16 protein-coding genes are annotated in these 17,771 nt (G+C 46.2%); 12 read left to right on the top strand and 4 right to left on the bottom strand.

All coding sequences use genetic code 11. The features are described 5' to 3' along the window. Positions 1-3 precede the first annotated feature (3 nt). From gspE to gspC, 3 genes are read right to left on the bottom strand one after another with little or no spacing between them, the layout of a single operon-like run. On the bottom strand, positions 4-1,569 hold the full coding sequence (gene gspE / locus CBX96_RS09970) for a type II secretion system ATPase GspE (RefSeq protein ID WP_109286574.1): 1,566 nt from the start codon (positions 1,567-1,569) through the stop codon (positions 4-6). Further along, the gene (gene gspD / locus CBX96_RS09975; protein WP_109286575.1) at positions 1,566-3,674 is read right to left on the bottom strand and encodes a type II secretion system secretin GspD; all 2,109 of its coding nucleotides are present in this window, start codon (positions 3,672-3,674) and stop codon (positions 1,566-1,568) included. Before gspD ends, gspE begins: the two co-directional genes overlap by 4 nt. Positions 3,675-3,698: 24 nt before the next feature. Then, positions 3,699-4,625: a type II secretion system protein GspC gene (gspC, locus tag CBX96_RS09980; RefSeq protein ID WP_109286576.1), complete on the bottom strand. Its 927-nt coding sequence runs from the start codon at positions 4,623-4,625 to the stop codon at positions 3,699-3,701. 251 nt (positions 4,626-4,876) lie between these two features. On the opposite strand from gspC, the gene hslR reads away from it, so the two are divergent. The 4 genes from hslR (at position 4,877) to CBX96_RS10005 (ending at position 9,723) form a co-directional block, all read left to right on the top strand. Beyond that, positions 4,877-5,275, top strand: coding sequence for a ribosome-associated heat shock protein Hsp15 (hslR, locus tag CBX96_RS09990; protein WP_011715421.1), 399 nt, complete (start codon positions 4,877-4,879; stop codon positions 5,273-5,275). 36 nt (positions 5,276-5,311) lie between these two features. Then, positions 5,312-6,172: an Hsp33 family molecular chaperone HslO gene (gene hslO, locus CBX96_RS09995; protein ID WP_109286578.1), complete on the top strand. Its 861-nt coding sequence runs from the start codon at positions 5,312-5,314 to the stop codon at positions 6,170-6,172. A 201-nt stretch (positions 6,173-6,373) separates the two neighbouring features. Beyond that, entirely contained in the window at positions 6,374-7,915 is a 1,542-nt protein-coding gene (locus CBX96_RS10000) for a phosphoenolpyruvate carboxykinase (protein ID WP_023266235.1), read from the top strand. 248 nt (positions 7,916-8,163) lie between these two features. Continuing rightward, entirely contained in the window at positions 8,164-9,723 is a 1,560-nt protein-coding gene (locus CBX96_RS10005; protein ID WP_089066673.1) for an AbgT family transporter, read from the top strand. A gap of 119 nt (positions 9,724-9,842) precedes the next feature. On the opposite strand, the gene CBX96_RS10010 is transcribed toward CBX96_RS10005, so the two are convergent. After that, complete coding sequence (locus CBX96_RS10010; RefSeq protein WP_109286579.1) at positions 9,843-11,306, bottom strand: OmpA family protein; 1,464 nt, start codon at positions 11,304-11,306, stop codon at positions 9,843-9,845. A gap of 392 nt (positions 11,307-11,698) precedes the next feature. Between CBX96_RS10010 and CBX96_RS10015 the strand changes: the two genes are divergently transcribed. The 8 genes from CBX96_RS10015 (at position 11,699) to CBX96_RS10050 (ending at position 17,755) form a co-directional block, all read left to right on the top strand. Then, the gene (locus CBX96_RS10015) at positions 11,699-11,974 is read left to right on the top strand and encodes a Flp family type IVb pilin (RefSeq protein WP_109286580.1); all 276 of its coding nucleotides are present in this window, start codon (positions 11,699-11,701) and stop codon (positions 11,972-11,974) included. Positions 11,975-12,071: 97 nt separating this feature from the next. Next, positions 12,072-12,371, top strand: a complete 300-nt coding sequence (locus CBX96_RS10020) for a Flp family type IVb pilin (protein WP_109286581.1) — start codon at positions 12,072-12,074, stop codon at positions 12,369-12,371. Positions 12,372-12,417: 46 nt separating this feature from the next. Next, positions 12,418-13,803, top strand: coding sequence for a Tad domain-containing protein (locus CBX96_RS10025; protein WP_109286582.1), 1,386 nt, complete (start codon positions 12,418-12,420; stop codon positions 13,801-13,803). Continuing rightward, positions 13,804-14,670, top strand: a complete 867-nt coding sequence (locus tag CBX96_RS10030) for a hypothetical protein (protein WP_109286583.1) — start codon at positions 13,804-13,806, stop codon at positions 14,668-14,670. Between the two features lie 3 nt (positions 14,671-14,673). Then, a complete protein-coding gene (locus tag CBX96_RS10035; RefSeq protein ID WP_109286584.1) occupies positions 14,674-15,345 on the top strand; it encodes a hypothetical protein in 672 nt (223 codons plus the stop codon). After that, on the top strand, positions 15,346-15,537 hold the full coding sequence (locus tag CBX96_RS10040; protein ID WP_109286585.1) for a hypothetical protein: 192 nt from the start codon (positions 15,346-15,348) through the stop codon (positions 15,535-15,537). A gap of 14 nt (positions 15,538-15,551) precedes the next feature. After that, on the top strand, positions 15,552-16,448 hold the full coding sequence (gene cpaB / locus CBX96_RS10045) for a Flp pilus assembly protein CpaB (protein ID WP_109286586.1): 897 nt from the start codon (positions 15,552-15,554) through the stop codon (positions 16,446-16,448). Then, entirely contained in the window at positions 16,445-17,755 is a 1,311-nt protein-coding gene (locus tag CBX96_RS10050; protein ID WP_109286587.1) for a type II and III secretion system protein family protein, read from the top strand. Before cpaB ends, CBX96_RS10050 begins: the two co-directional genes overlap by 4 nt. Positions 17,756-17,771 lie beyond the last annotated feature (16 nt).

The raw sequence follows: 17,771 nt of genomic DNA on the forward strand, positions 1-17,771 counted from the left end.
AGCTTACTCCTCGCGGGTCACCCTTAGGACTTCTTCCAGAGTGGTGATACCTGAGAGCACCTTGCTCATACCATCGTGGCGGATGCTTGGCACCGACTGGCGGATATATTTCTCAATCGCCAGTTCGCCACGTCCACCATGAATAAGCTCGCGCACATTATCATCGACCAGCAACAGCTCATGGATACCCGTACGACCACGGTAGCCGCTGTTACCGCAGGCCTTACAGCCATTGGCGCGGTAAATATGGCGCTGATCATCTGCAGTAATACCAAGCAGCTCGCGCTCGCGCTCATCGGGCACATGCTCTGTTTTACATTTTGGACAAAGTGTACGGATTAAGCGCTGGGCTAATACCCCGAGCAAACTCGATGAGACCAAGAAAGGCTCTACGCCCATGTCCTGCAAACGGGTAATCGCGCCCGAGGCCGTGTTGGTATGCAGGGTGGAAATCACTAAGTGACCAGTCAAAGACGCCTGCACCGCAATTTGGGCGGTTTCTAGGTCACGGATTTCCCCGATCATTACCACATCCGGGTCTTGACGCAGAATCGCACGCAGACCACGGGCGAAGGTCATGTCCGCCTTAGTGTTCACTTGGGTTTGACCTATACCTTCTAACTCGTATTCGATCGGGTCTTCAACGGTTAAGATATTGGTATCTTTAGAGTTAATCTCGGTAAGACCCGCGTACAGCGTGGTACTCTTACCCGAACCTGTAGGGCCTGTCACCAGAATAATGCCGTGTGGACGACGGATAAGCTCATCGAACTGGGCACGGATACTGTCGGTCATCCCCAGTTGTTTTAAGTCCAAATTGCCAGCATTTTTATCTAACAGACGCAGCACCACCCGCTCGCCATGGCTTGATGGCATGGTCGATACCCGCACGTCCACCGCACGACCCGCAATCCGCAGCGAAATACGGCCGTCCTGTGGTACACGTTTCTCGGCGATATCGAGACGCGCCATGACCTTAATCCGCGATACCAACAGGGATGACAGCTTACGATTCGGTTTAAGCACTTCCTTCAACACACCGTCGATACGGAAACGCACGACCAACTGCTTCTCGTAGGTTTCGATATGGATATCCGAGGCTTCTTCTTTAATCGCTTCAGATAACAAGGCGTTAATCAGCTTGATAATAGGCGCATCATCATCGCCTTCGAGCAGATCTTCGGTTTGCGGCAGTTCTTCGGCGAGAGTGAATAAATCCATCTCGTTGCCAATATCTTCCATCAGCTGCTGCGCTTCGGAGGAGTTGGCTTGATAGGCCTGGGTTAATTTCGCCTCAAACTTGCCCGGCTCGAGCAAGACCAGCGGCAAATCCGCGCCCGAGTAGCGGCGCGCTTCGAGCATGGCCGCTAATGGGGTTTTGGCGGTGTAAAACAGGTTCAAGGCGCCATCATCGCCATAGGCTAAAATCACCTCATGGCGATGGGCAAAGGCAAAGGGTAAACGCTCTTTGCTGCTGGAGCGAAATACCTCATCACCTTCGGCTTCAAGCCCTAGTTCGTTAGAAACTAGGCTTAAATCCTCGACTTGGGTTACTTGTATTTCACTCATTGTGTTTTGTCTTTGTTCTTGTTTTCATCCAGCGACTTGAGGGTCGAGTCCGTTTTACGCATCTGGGTATCTAACCCTTTGCCTTCTTTGTAACGATCTAAAATGTCGTTCACTTCGGGCGGCAGGTATTCAGATTGATTCCATTCTTCCAGAATTGGCACTTGAGTATTTGGCATCAGGTTCACGCCGCGTTCTTGCTGCTCAAGTTGTAATGCTCTGAAATAGTTGTATTTACGGCCTGCGATACCTTCCATAGTCACACCATCACGGATAATGGTGGGCTTGATGAAGATCATCAGGTTCTTTTTGGTCTTCTTACTGGAAGAAGACTTGAATAAATGTCCGAGCACCGGAATATCACCGAGGAATGGCACTTTCTGGACACTTTCTTGAACTTCTTCGTTAATCAAACCACCGAGCACCACGATTTGCCCTGAGTCGGCCATCACAGTGGTCGTTAAACGGCGAGTCGCGAAGGAGATATCCACACCCGTGTTACCGTTTACACCTGAAACTTCTTGCTCAATGGCGAGCTTAACCGCGTTGCCTTCGTTGATCTGAGGAACCACTTTTAACTTTACCCCAACCTCTTTACGTTCAACGGTTTGGAATGGGTTACTGTTGTTTGAGCTGGCGGTAGAACCGGTCAGAATCGGCACTTCATCACCGACGATAAACGAGGCCTCTTGGTTATCTAGAGTCGTAATCGAAGGCGTTGCCAGTACGTTCGAGTTGGTATCGGCCGACACAGCTTGTACTAATGCGCCAAAGTCACCCATGGCAACGCCCCAGGCCATACCGTTCACTTTACCTAAGGCCTGAGCAAGTAAGGTTACATCACCCTTAGTTGAAGGGTTTTGGCCGATCACCTGACCAGTGCTCGGGTTGGTAATGTAGGTACCTTCTTTATCTTGGGCCTGCCAAATACCGGCGCCAATCTCGCCAATGGTTGGACCTAAGTTATTGAACTGAGTACCGCCTCCCGCTTTAGCTGCCCATTGCACCCCAAAGCCGACGCTATCGCCTTCGGCAACTTCCACGATAATGGCTTCGACTAATACTTGAGCGCGGCGAATATCGAGTTGGTTAATCACGCTCTCGATAGTGCGCATTTGATCTGGCTCGGCGCTGATCACTAAGGCGTTAGTATCAGTGTGAGCCATAATATTGATTTCATTGCGACGTTTACCGCCAGCTTGGGCGCTTGGATCTTTTTCACCCTCAAGCTTTTGCGCAAATCCGGTCAGCACTTCAACCAAGTCTTCAGCCTTGGCATAACGTAAATAACGTACTTTAGTGTTACCCGTGCTAGCCTGCTCGGCATCGAGGCGATGGATAAGCTCAACCACGCGTTGGCGGCTCTTTTCATCACCACTGACCACGACGGCGTTAATGCGCTCGTCGGCAACAACCTTAGGTGCTTGCCCTGGGAGCTGCGCTTGGTTAGCTGTCGCGCGGTAAAGGGTATCGATAATTCGCACCATTTCACCGGCTGAGGCGTATTCGAGCGGCACCACTTGTACCGAGGTATCACCTTGTTTATCTACACGACGAACGATTTCGACTAACTTGTTCACTACAGCGGCGCGGCCTGACAGCATCAGTACGTTCGATGGGTCGTAGTTCACTACGTTACCGCCACCAGCGTTATCGTTTAGCTGACGTAACAACGGCGCTAACTGTTTGGCTTCGGTGTTATACAGCGCCACGATGCGGGTGACCATTTCATCACCTAAACCTGGGTCGTTGTCGTTGGCAACACGAATCGCTGCGGTTTTCGCATCTTTGTCTTTAATGACCTTGATGACGTTGTTTTCCATCTCGACGATGGCATAACCGTAGACTTGCAGCACGTTAAGGAAGAATTGGTAATACTGCTCATCGTTGAGCAGATCATAACTGCGCACGTTGATCTTGCCGCGAATGGTCGGGTCAACAATGATGGTTTTATTCATGTTTTTACCAACGATGTTGATAAATTCTTGGATATCAGTGCCTTTAAAGTTGGCCGCATATTGTTCAGACCAAACAAATTGCGAGGTCAGCATAGTGGCGCCAGCCACAACTCCAGCAATCAGTTTGCGTCGAATCCGTTTGTTATTCATTATTTTACTTTCCTCTAACGCGTGTTATTGCGGCAAACTAAACATGATTTCAACCAATTGTCCTTCCCGCTCAACCATGATGGAAACTTCAGTTAATTCAGGTAATTGGCTCATCATTTCTAACGCCTGACTCATTACTGTCAGATCGTATCCATTAATCGATTTAGCAAGGTCGTTGGGTTTAAAGCCCGCTTGCTTAAAGAGGTTCACATCTTTACCCGGGTTTAAACGGTAGCCCACGACGTTTTCGCCCTGTCTAACGGGAGAAATCGCGATGTAATCGGTAATTTTGCTGGGGTCGGCTAAGAGTTCGCTGCGGGATTCGGCCAGCTCTTGGGAAATTTCAGTATTTTTGCGTTGATCAACGCGGCTAACCACTTCGGCCTTTTCAGTCTTAGCCTTTTGTAATTGCTGATTCGCGGGGCTTTGGCTGGTGTAAACCAGACCATCGAGCATTAAGGTCTCGTAACGGCCCGCGTTGGTGATGATAATCCGGTCGGCATAGACTTCTTTTAACGACGCCGAAGTGCCTTTGATCTTATCGCCTAGGCTGTAGGTTTCTTGGCTACCGCTGGACTCGATAATCGCGAGGCCTTTTTGATCGGCGGTTGAAGCCACCACACCCGTTAATTGAATAGAGAGGGAAGTTTTAGGCGCATCGGTCACAGTCTCAACCACTTCCACTTTGGGTTTATCCGATTTGGCATCGGCCCTACCAAACAGTGCAAGCTGCTGTAATCCCGCAAGATCAACTTGCCCAGCGCCTTTGCCCGTCGTCGTGACAGCCGTTGGCGACCAAGCCGTTGGGGATGAGGTACTAGGTACGAGTTTCCATGTAATTTGCGCGGCTAAGAGTAAACTCAGAATAAAACCAAACCAGAAAACAACCTGACTCAATGGCTTATGCGGGATACCTACAGCTTTAGCGATAACTTTATCTAATAAATCCATATTTATGTGGACCCTCAATACAGGTCTCTGTTCTGATTATAAAATTTATAATGTTCGCCACATGCTAACCTAGGCCGCATTTGGCAACAAGCCCATAACAGTATTGCAATTGGCGAAAATTGGCCATTTATGCTAACTTTGCCCGCCTCAAAAGGGTGTGAAGCGCACCACCCTTTAACATCATCGCAATGCGACTTAGGCATTTTATTGCTCAGCATGTGAGCTCATCGAGCTTTTATCTTGGAGACACTATGACGCAAAGTTCAGGCGACAGTGGCAGCGTTCGACTCGATAAGTGGTTATGGGCCGCACGTTTTTATAAAACCCGTGCCATTGCCAAAGAAATGATCAACGGCGGCAAAGTACATTACAACGGTGCTCGCACCAAATCTAGTAAGAATGCCGAGATAGGTGCCGTCCTTAAGATACGACAGGGATATGACGATAAAGAGATCGTCATAAAAAAATTATCTGAAATGCGCCAAAGCGCGACGATTGCGCAGGAATTGTACGAAGAAACGGCCGCCAGTGTGGCCAAGCGTGCGGTAAATGCCGAAGCAAGACGATTGAATATTCTCAATAATCCTGCGCCCGACCATAAACCGGATAAAAAGCAACGACGCCAACTTATCCGTTTTAAAGAATGCTAAGAATTACGTAAAAGTTACCTAACAGTGAGATACAAAATGATACAAGATATTTTAAACCGCTACCTGTTCGACGATGCCGATGTGCGTGGTGAACTCGTACAGTTACAAGACAGCTATCAACAGGTGATTGGCTCACACGCTTACCCATCCGTGTTGCAAATCCTGCTGGGTGAATTGCTGGCGGCAACGTCGCTGTTAACCGCCACCTTAAAATTCAGTGGCGATATCAGCGTGCAGCTGCAGGGTAACGGCCCAGTATCACTGGCGGTGATCAATGGCAATAACCAACAGCAATTACGCGGTATTGCGCGCTGGGAAGGTGAGTTAGCCGACGATGCAAGCCTTGCCGATCTGTTTGGCCAAGGTTATATGGTTATCACCTTAACACCGGATGAAGGTGAGCGTTACCAAGGCGTGGTCGCCCTCGACAAACCAACCTTAGCCGCCTGTGTTGAAGACTACTTTAACCAGTCAGAGCAATTACCTACTGCACTGTGGTTATTTGCCGACGGTAAACAAGCTGCGGGTATGTTCCTGCAAGTATTGCCAAGCCAAGAAGACCACAATGCCGACTTCGAGCATTTGTGTCAGCTGACCGCGACCATCAAGGCGGAAGAGTTATTCACCTTAGATGCGCAGGACATCTTGCACCGCCTATATCACCAAGAAGAAGTCCGTCTATTCGATCCTATCGAAGTCAGCTTTAAATGCACTTGCTCACGTGATCGCAGCGCAGCCGCGATCAAAACGATTGATCAAGCCGAAGTCGAAGCCATTCTGGCCGAAGACGGTAAGGTCGAAATGGGCTGTGAATACTGCAATGCGAAATACGTATTCGATGGCATTGATATCGCAGCCATTTATGCCAACGGCACTGGCTCAAATACCCAGCAGTAAGTCAAAATTGACTGTTAAAAGGGCACCTTAGGGTGCCCTTTTTTGTACCGCCTCAATGATCCAGCTCACACTTTACCCACGGATAGGATACAATCGGCACACTTTGTCGCCTAGCACGACTAGCGCGATAAATAAAAACAAAATCGGCAGACGATCGATAAAAAAATAACCTTACAAATACAAGTCAATGGAGACCTCACTATGGCGGATGGATTAAACCGCGTTCACTACAACCCCTCAACAGCACAACTGGTCGAATTTGCCCTGCTACGCGGCGAAGGTGAATTGACTGCAAACGGCGCGCTGGTTGCTAAAACTGGTACCCGCACAGGTCGCTCTCCTGGCGATCGCTTCATTGTAAAAGAACCCAGTTCAGCGGCTGACATCGAATGGGGACCCGTCAACCAAGCATTTGAACCCGGTGCTTTTGAAGGATTATGGGCGCGTGTAGAAGCATTCCTCGCCGATAAAGAGTTGTTTGTATCTGACCTCGAAGTCGGTGCAGACCCAGAACATTACCAGCCAGTGCGTGTGACGACTCAATACGCTTGGCACCAACTGTTCGCCCGCAACCTTTTTATCATCCCAGAAGAATTTAACCGTCAAGACAAGCCTGTATGGCAAATCATTAACGCGCCAGACTTCGTCTGTGTTCCTGAGCGTGATGGTACCAATTCAGATGCGGCGGTGATCTTGAACTTTGCCGAGCGCAAAGTGTTGCTAGCGGGCCTGAAATACGCTGGCGAAATGAAGAAGTCGATGTTCTCTGTACAAAACTTCCTGCTGCCAGCCCAAGGCGTATTGCCAATGCACTGCTCGGCAAACGTAGGTAAAGATGGCGACACTACCCTATTCTTCGGTCTGTCAGGCACGGGTAAAACCACCCTGTCTGCGGATCCAAAACGCTTCCTGATCGGTGACGATGAGCACGGCTGGGCACCAGGCGGCGTATTCAACATCGAAGGCGGCTGCTACGCCAAGTGTATCGACCTGAGCCAAAAGAACGAGCCAGTGATTTGGGATGCGATTCGCTTCGGTACTGTGCTGGAAAACGTGGTAATGGACGAACACCGCGTACCTAACTACAAAGACAGCAGCCTGACGGAAAACACCCGCGCGGCTTACCCTCTCGAGCATATCGCTCAGCGTAAAGAAGACAACCGTGGCGCCGAGCCGCACGCAGTAGTGTTCTTAACCTGCGACGTGTCTGGCGTATTACCACCGGTTTCTATCCTGAGCAAAGAGCAAGCGGCTTACCACTTCCTCTCTGGTTACACCGCTAAAGTCGGTTCGACTGAAATCGGTTCAACCTCGGCGATTCAGTCAACCTTCTCTACTTGCTTCGGCGCACCTTTCTTCCCACGTCCTGCGGGCGTGTATGCAGAGCTGCTGATGAAGCGTATCGAGTCATTCGGTAGCCAAGTGTACTTAGTTAACACTGGCTGGACTGGCGGCCCACACGGTATTGGTAAACGTTTCGATATCCCAACGACGCGCGCCATTGTCGATGCGATTGTCAGCGGTGAGCTGAAAAACGTCGAAACCGTACACTTAGAGACACTTAATCTGGCCGTGCCTGTCGCGGTACCCGGTGTAGACACAAACCTACTCAACCCAGTGAACACTTGGAGCGATAAGGCACTCTACGCCGAATACGCCCAAAAACTGGCCGAAGCCTTCACTAAGAACTTCGCTAAGTACCAAGTGTCAGATGCCATCCGTAACGCTGGCCCAAAGGCATAAGCGGGTAGCGGATTCATTTAGATAATGTAATCAAATACATTGTTGAGTAAAAAAGCGCGGGTTCAGCGATGAACCAGCGCTTTTTATTTGCCTGTTGATTTTATGGCTAAGAACCAGCCGTACTAAAGTCACTGCGATAGATTTTTATGTGTTTTATTTCTTATCGATTAGTTAAACCAAGCTTAAATTAATGCTGCGTTTTTATAATCACAGATAACAATCATCATTTTTTAGGAAGCGGCACCCAAATGGAAAACCATAAACCTGTCACTGGATTCCAGCGATTTCTCAATGGAGTTGAAGTCGTCGGCAATAAACTGCCCGATCCGGCGGTGTTATTTGCGATGTTTCTTGGCCTAGTCTGGCTGATCTCTTGGGGATTATCGGGTGTCAGTTTTGATGAAATCGACCCTCGTACTGGCAACCCCATTCAAGTCGTGAATATGCTCGAAGGCGGCGCACTGACTGCATTTACCTCGAACATAGTCTCCACTTTTGTGACTTTCCCGCCGCTCGGTGTCGTGCTGGTTGCTATGCTGGGGCTTGGCGTTGCTGAGCATACTGGCTTTATTAATGCTGGCCTGCGCTCGATTTTATCGGTGACACCCAAGATGTTACTCACCCCGGTATTGATCGCCGTAGGTATCCTCAGCCATGTCGCGGTTGATGCGGGTTATGTACTGGTTATCCCACTCGGCGCGGTGATCTTCTATGCAGCGGGTCGTCATCCCCTAGCCGGTATTGCCGCCGCTTTTGCTGGCGTATCAGGCGGTTTTTCTGCGACCGTGGGTGTGCCATCGAGCCTTGACCCTATGTTAGCGGGCTTAACTCAGGCCGCGGCCAGATTATCCGCCGACCCAGCGGCCGCCACATTAACGATTAACCCACTGAATAATATATTTTTTACGTCGGCTTCTGCCGTGTTAATTATCTTAGTTGGCTGGTTCTTAACGGATAAAGTGATTGAGCCGCGCCTAAAAAACACGGCGGTGAATGGCGATCCCAGTACGCTGCCAACGCTTGATGAGCTGGCGCCCCATGAGCGCCGTGGTCTCAAATTCGCGATGGGTGCCATGTTGTTATGCGCCTTAGGGCTGGTGTTTACCGCCTATGGTGACAACTCTGCCTGGCGTGGTACCGATGGCGCGCTAACCAGTGCCTCGGCTCCCTTAATGCGCTCCATTGTGGCGATTATTTTTGTGTTCTTCCTCGTACCTGGCATAGTTTATGGTTACGTTGCGGGCACGGCGAATAACCACAGAGCCATTATTCAAGGCATGAGTAAGTCCATGAGTGGCATGGGTTATTACATCGTCATGGCCTTCTTCTGCGCCCAGTTTATTTATGCCTTTGGTCAATCCAATTTAGGCGCATTAATGGCGATTAAAGGCGCGTTGGCGCTGAAAGAATTGGCCCTTCCTATGGGCGTAACATTAGTCGGGATTGTGTTTCTCACCGCGTTCGTCAATCTATTAGTCGGCTCGGCATCGGCCAAATGGGCCTTGATTGGAGCCATCATGGTGCCGATGTTAATGGAGCTGGGCGTATCGCCAGATTTGACTCAGGCCGCTTACCGCGTTGGCGACTCGTCGACCAATATCATTACCCCGTTGATGCCTTACTTTCCGTTGATTGTGGTGTTTTGCCAAAAATACGTTAAGGAATCAGGCATTGGCACCTTAGTGGCGCTGATGCTGCCGTTTTCAATCAGTTTTCTGCTGCTTTGGAGCGGTTTCTTACTCGCTTATTGGGCCTTAGGCCTGCCATTAGGAATTGGCAGTTCGCTCTCCTTCCCGGCACTATCTTAGCCTTAGCCTGAATATCGCTTGGCAGAGACGTCGGCTGAGCTATCACAGGTAAACAAAAATGGCGCCAACTCGACAAGAGCTGACGCCATTTTTATTTATATTGAGTCAAACGATTGGGCTTACTTAGTATCCGATCTTAGTACTAACTCCACACGGCGATTCTGCTGCTGCCCCGCCTCATCACTGTTGCTAGCAACGGGAGCATGTTCACCTATGCCTACGGCTTCCAATTGTTGAGTTTGAATACCATGACTCGTGGTCAATAACTTCACAATCGCCACCGCGCGGCGTTGGGATAGACCTTGGTTATAGGCTTGATTACCTTTGTCATCGGTATGACCCACCACATAAAATGCACGCTTAGGATTTGCCTTTAAGTAACTGGCAAGCACCTCGACAACGGGCTGCGCCTCGGGCAACAACTTGTCGCTATCGTACTCGAATAGCAGCCCTTCTAAGGCAACATGCCCCTTGGCTTCGATTTGGTCGGTTAGCGCCTCAAGATTTATCCCCACGCGATCATCCTTAAGCTCAGTCTCCTCTAACACCCGCAGGTCGGTCCATAACCCGCCGATATAACCAATGGTATAAGTGCTCACATGCACATTCCCCTCGGGGCGCGTTAAGGTATACCAAGCATAAAACTGGCTGTCTTCGTTACCAATGTTCACTAGAGAATCGATGGCTTTGATAAACCTATCCTCCCTACCACAGGCCTTTCCCTGACACTCAAATTGCGTCTCGAATCCGAGTTTAGTCAATGCCACCTTGTAGTTAGTGAACACCTCGTAACCCGAATATTCCTTTGGTATTGAATAGCCATTTTGAGTCAACTTACCCGCACGCTCCACCAGCACAGGCTTATTGCTTGCATCCATTGAAGACACAAATACTGTGCTGGCAAAGCCTTGGCGTTTAAAGTCCTGGATATAGCTTCCCTTTAGGCGGCTGATAAGCGGATGATCCTCTGCGCCGTTCTTATCCTTCTTTTGATTATCTTTAAACTCGATTTGCTTAGGCGCCTGCTGCAAAAATGCAGCATTAACTGTGACTAAATCTAGCGGCTCGGGGATCACCTCGAGCGTCGTAATATGAATACCCGCAGAACTCTTCAGATTTGCGGCTTGTATGGCAGTATAAAACTCTTTTTGCTCATTCTTCACTCGAGCAAACAAGTAACCACTTTCAACACCAATAACGCCATCCAACAGCGCAATTTGCTCTTCCAATAGGCGAGAATCACCACAGGCCTCAAGCAGACACTCGAATAGGACTTCGCCACCAAGCTTTTTAATCTGCTCACGGTAATTGTCGAGAATATGTGCAGGGCTATATTCGGGCGCTAATTTGTATTTTTGCTGATGGACCTGACCGAAGATAGGCTTTAAACGATAGTCAGACCTTTGTTCACCCGCGCTGATAATAAAGGGATATTCGGCATAATGGCGCGTCAATTCATCCTTTAATTTCGCCGTAGGAAAAGGCGTAAATAACCCCTCATCCGCCGCCATTAACGACAAAGGCATTAGGCTCGTCGACATAGCCAATAACCCCACTAAATAACTCCGCTTAGAAACACGCATCTATATTTACTCTCCATAGAAATACTGCTGCGAAAAGTAACACTAAACGGAATGGCCCATAAGAAACACATAGCAAGTTAATACTTATGAATGACAATTCATATAAATATAATGAGACTAACATTAGGGCTATTGAGCACATATTACTGCTAAAATATCTAAATCCCCCTACAACAAATACTCTCAACAATAATAAAAACAAATTTTACAGCTCAACTTAAGTACTACAAACGAAGTAAACCTCTCATTTAATCATGATTCATAAAACACCATGTAGCTATCAAAAATACACTTGAAACAAATTGAAATAACTTAATACTTATGGTTGATTGTGTTCATTTGTTACGCAGGGAAAAATATACGCCGTATATTAATTCATCAATGGAGTGATTATGTTAAAAAGAAAATCCCGTGGTCAGGGCATGACCGAATATATCATTATCGTTGCTTTAATTGCGGTAGCCGCAATTGGCGTATATAGCTTCTTTGGTCAAACCATTCGTAACCAAGTAGCGGGTTTGTCAGCGGAAATGTCTGGAAATTCTGCCAGTCAACAAATCAGCGATGCAAAAGACTCTGCAACTGCAGGAGCGGGTGTAGCGAATCAAAAATATAACTTAGGTAACTACGATAAAGCGGCCAATAGCAGTGCTGCTGGCACTAAATAAACGATAACAGCAAGAAGAGTACATAAATACTCTTCTTGCCATTGTTTATTCCTATGGGTTTTCGGCTTATATTCAAGATTAAAAAGGATTTTAAATCATGATCTTAAAAAGACAATATGGTCAAGGCATGACCGAATATATCATCATAGTGGCTTTAATCGCAGTAGCTGCAATTGGCGTTTACAGCTTCTTTGGACAAACCATCCGTAATCAAGTAGCGGGTTTGTCAGCGGAAATGTCTGGAAATTCTGCTAGTCAACAAATCAGCGATGCAAAAGACTCTGCAACTGCAGGAGCTGGTGTAGCGAATAAACAATATAACCTAGGCAACTACGACCAAGGTGCAAATAGCGCTAGTGGCGGCGCATCGAGTGGTGGCGGTGGTGGTAAAGATTAATTTTTAGTTTTATAGGGAATATGCACTAGCAAAGGAACTGTGATAGATGCTGATTCAACAAAAGGGACAAGCCATGGTACTGTCCCTCATTCTCATGTCATTTGCGATTATGGTAGTGCTGTTTAGCTTCAATTCCGCTCAATTGAACCTCAAAAGTACCAAGCTACAAAATACCGCAGATAATACAGCTTATAGCGTTGCTACAATTGCAGCTCGCGATTTTAATTATAAGGCCTATACCAATAGAGCTGCAGTTGCGAATCAAGTTGCAATCGCACAACTTGTTGGCCTGTCATCTTGGTTTAATATGACAGAGCAATTTTCAGAAACAGCCTGCGATTATTTCTGTAGTGTCCCATATATTGGTCAGGCTATTGCGGCAGTAGACAAAGTAATTAAGGCAGTAAATACAGGGGTTCAACCTTTCATAAAATTCATGGTCAATACCGAAGATATTATTTTAAATGTATTAAGCCAGTCGCAGCAAATTATCCACTATGCCGGTTTAGTCTCCACAATGTCTACAGCAAGTGACATTGTTAAAGCCAATGATCCTAAAGCGCAGCTAGATCTTATGCAAAATCCACAAATGCTAGGAGATATAAAAGATCTCTGGGTAGGTTTCCAAGAACGTCATGCAAGAAATAATCAAAGTAACAGAACACAATATAATGATTTTATAAATGTTACTCTTGATTCTAGGGATAGTTTCAGTCGTAAACGAACCTATGAGCTAAACGGCCTATGGACAAAAAACCTATTATTTGTTAAGTGGAATACGCAAAAAGCGGGTGGAAGCGATTTAATTTCTAATGGAAAAAATAAAGCTGAAACTTGGACCGCAATGGATACTATAGCCACCCATATGAGGACGAGGGGTTGTGGATTATTCGGGAGGAAATGGTGCCGTCCAACAGAAATGCCACTAGGCTGGGCTTCAACTCGCTCAAACAGACAAACAAGTATCAGCAAATCTGGCGATAATAAATCATGGGGCTATAGTCGCGATAGGAACCGAACTTCATCTGGCTATGCAGAAGAGGATGAGGAAACTAATGGTGGATATAGCGGTATCCAACCATTCTTTGGCTTATCTAACTCTGCCAAAGAAAGAGACCAAACTAGCAATATCGCTATTGTTGTTTCTAAACCACAGAAAGATGTTGGCACCACAAGCTCGGTAAAAGCTGGAGAGCAAAACACTAACCCAGCATTAAATGAGAAAATGCTCGGCAAGCGTTTAAATGCCCTCTCAACTGCGCAGGTTTATTATTCTCGTCCAAGAGATTTAATGCTCACATCAAGCTCTTGGAGTCGCTCGGATAACCGACATGAATATGGCAACCTATATAACCCCTTTTGGCAAACTCGATTAACCGATTCAACAAGTACTGAGCGTAGTGTTGTGCTGGCATTAACGAGGGCTTTGTAAATGACTGTACGTCACAAGCAAACAGGGCAAGCCCTTGTTGAATCAGTTATCGGCTTAACCTATGTTGCTGTTCCGCTATTGCTACTTTTGCCATTTATGGCAAAGCTCACTGGGGTCCAACATAGAGTTGAGCAAGCATCACACTATACTGCTTGGGAACGTACTGTCTGGAAAGAAAGTGCACCCAGTCGCCTACCAAATCGCTCGGATCTCTATCTGGCAAAAAAGACCGAAATCGATCTCGCCAAGCAAATCCCATGGCGACTTTATCAACAGGATGGCATCAAACTAAGCAGCACGAATAAGCAAGCATGGGACTGGTCAAAACAAGTACACCCAATGCTCAAGCACCAAGTAAAACAAGATGACGCTCAACAAATAGCGATTAAATCACATAGTGAAACGCCTCAAAATAGCAATGAGCTCGATAGAGTGACCCAATCAAATCGTGGTCAGGAATTGCCCGGTAATGTCGGTAGCGCTGTTGAGAAAGCAGTAGGCCTATTGTCCTATACGGGATTCGACCTTGAAACAGACCAGTTTTATCGCACAAAAGTTAACCATCAAATGGAAAATTTCTATTTAGCACCATTTGATAAGTTAGATCTAAAAGTTCAGGGCAGTAGCGCCCTACTCGCTTCAGGTTGGAATGCTGCAGGTCCTCATCATGTCAAAAATCGCGTAGAACGCTTAGTACTAACCAAAACGATGGATATGGGATTAATACAAGCTGCCCAGAAAGCACTTGAGATAATACCATTCGGCAAAGAGCTTAGTCCCAGTAAACTTAAGTTTGGGTATGTTGAACCTAATATTTTGCCTCAAAACAGACTGTGCACATATGGCACAGCTAACTGTGGAGGATAGTGCATGAAATACTTGTTCCTTACCACGTTACTATTTTCTGGCATGGCACAATCTTCTGATTGGCCAGAGATCCAATTTCCTGATACGGCTAAAGTTGAAATTGTCGCAGATAACATGACACATAATGGTTATCCCATGAAAACATGGTTAATGACAGATAAGCAAAGCCAAATGATGACTGCGAGTTATTTTAAGAATCTCTGGAAAAATAACAGTTTTCGCTTCGATGCCAGAATGTTCAACGGCGATTACATTATTAACAGCCTCCAACCGCCTTATCTACTTACAGTGAGAATACAGAACAATTTTGATGGTGTAATTGCTTATGTTGGTATCACAAAAGATATGGATGAACAGTCACTGCATCAGGCAAGGAAAAATAGCTTTCCGACCCTAATGAATAGCGATGTGATTTCAGACATTCATTCTAATGATATTTACAAAAATGGACGCACTCTCACTATTGCTAGCAAACAAAGTGTGAGCACCAACTATTACTTCTATCGAAATTACTTTCTGCAACAAGGTTGGATTGAAAATATTGGACTACTAGAGGCATCAATAGGTACCGCAGCACTACAACTCAGCAAGGGAACTGATGTTGTAGACATAAGTTTCAACAAAGAAAATGACGTGACCTATATAATTGCAAATCAAGTCATGGAAAGACAATAAATGAAACAGTTTCAAACCTTTACTCAAGGTCAAGCCAGCATTGAATACTTAGTTGTTTGCGGAGCTTTAGTTGCCGCCTTGTTGGTTCCTTTAGAAAATCAAAAGAACATCATGGAAATATGCATTGAGGCACTTCGAGAGTGGTATACCGCCTTTGCTTATGCCAAGTCATTATCTGCACTCCCTAATTAAACTCAGGTATTTTAATGAAACTTAAATCGTTAGACTTTAATTGGATTTTACTCCTTATTGCACTCATTCTGGGTGGTGTTAGCGCTTGGGCAACGAAGAACTATTTCATCGTTAAAGAACAAGAATTGAGAGCTGAACTATCCAAAGATAACACTGAAATGGCAGATGTCGTTGTCGCAACACAAGAGTTACGTAAAGGTGATATTATTTCGCAGCAAAATATGTCTGTTCGTAGCATTCAAGCTGACACTTTACCATTAGAGGCTATTCATCCAAGTCAATTTGGTGAAATTGAGGGACAAATATTACTCGAGCCAATGTCACCTGGTCGCCCACTATTAAAGACCTATCTCCCCGGACAACGAATTTCACAATTTTCCGATATGCTAAAAGACGGGGAAAGAGCCGTCACTATCAATATTGACGATATTAATTCAAATGCGGGCATGTTGGTTCCATCTGATCACATCGATTTACTGCTCTCTTACAAAGATGAATCCTCAAGTGAAGAACGTAATAAATTACATATCCTATTAGAAAATGTCACCGTACTAGCAACCGGAAGACAAAGTATTGATGTCAATCCCGAATTAGTAGATACCCTTTACGATAATCCAAATGCCTATAACACTGTGACTTTAGCGCTATCCGTTGAAGATGCAGCAAGAGTTTCCCTTGCAAAACTAAAAGGTAGCTTCGTGACATTATTGCGTAATCAAAATGAAGATCGCCCCCTTGAATTTGTCTCTCTACATGAAGGGCAATTATTTCAAAATACAATCAATTCATTTAATCAAGAAGTTGAAGTCATTACTGGTGGAGGTGGCATCACTACCACCATTCAGGAATATCCCCTCCCACAGACTCACTATAAACAATTCAGCCAACAAGAGCATAAAACCGCGCTATGAATATTAAAAAGATATTTATCCTTTTTTGGGTATTAGTTTCGGCTCCCTACATTTGCTATGCACACAACAACACCCCACTGAAACTCTATGTGGGAGCCGTTGAACTTTATAAAGCAACAGATGTAGACCGTATCGTAGTGGGTAATGGCAAAATCATCAGCGCTAAAGTTGTAGACAATAAAGGAGTCTTACTCATTGGCGAAACGGCGGGAGAGTCAGACCTGCAGCTATGGCAAAAAAACGGCAAACTTATCAAGTTGAGCGTAGTCGTCACCCAAGACAATGCATCACGCACCATTCAGACCGTCAAAACCATGTTAGCTGCGTTCCCATCACTCACAGTCACAGAGTCTGACGGACTCATAGTCGTTCAAGGCGAAGCGGATCTCGAACAAAAAGAGCAGTTAGAAAAAATAATTGAGGCAAGCCCTAATATCGTGTCTTTAGTCAAATATCTAAAGTTTGCTAAGACATTAGCCCCAATGGTCAAAATGCAGGTAAAGATCGTTGAGTTCAACAAATCAACCCTAAACAATATTGGTGTGAAGTGGGAAAGCGCCATGTCAGGCCCCGCTTATGGTGCAGCCAAAGCTTTTAGTGCAAACCCCATTTTTAGTGTTGCCTCTCCGGGTCAGTATTCTGGTGCTATCAGCGAAGCAATTACCGAGAGTATCGGCGTACTGGATACTCGAGGCTGGAGCTACTTTGGAATCGTTACAGGGATAGGCTCACAAATCCAACTACTCTCGGAGAAGGGTGATGCCAGAATGTTGGCTGAGCCAAACCTCACCACTCGCAGTGGAGAATCAGCAACTTTTCTAGCCGGTGGCGAATTCCCGATACGCAGTGTGAATGGTCTTGGTGCTGTCGATGTCGAGTTTAAAGAATACGGCATAAAACTCGACATAGAACCGCTAGTCGATGACGAGCAAAATATCGTTTCTAAAGTCATGGCCGAAGTCAGCTCAATCGATCCTTCAATGTCAATCGATGGCATCCCAGGCATGCTGACCCGACGTACCGAATCAGTCATTAACGTCAGAAATAATGAAACTATTGTTATTTCCGGCTTAGTGAATAGTGAAATGTCCAAAATAGTTAATAAGTTCCCCTTACTAGGCGACATTCCAATTCTAGGCGAATTATTTAAGTCTCGAGATTTTAAAGACAAAAAAACGGAGTTAGTCATATTCGTCACCCCTACTATCGTTTTCCCTGAAGAAGAAAGCCACAAAAAACAACTCGCCAAAGGATTAGAGATGGCTGAGGACGCAACCAAGCTTGAAGCGTTTTACATCTTAGATTAGGGATAGGATTAGGAGA

Origin of the sequence: Shewanella sp. BC20, assembly GCF_003129585.1 — a bacterium.
GTDB lineage: Bacteria > Pseudomonadota > Gammaproteobacteria > Enterobacterales > Shewanellaceae > Shewanella > Shewanella seohaensis.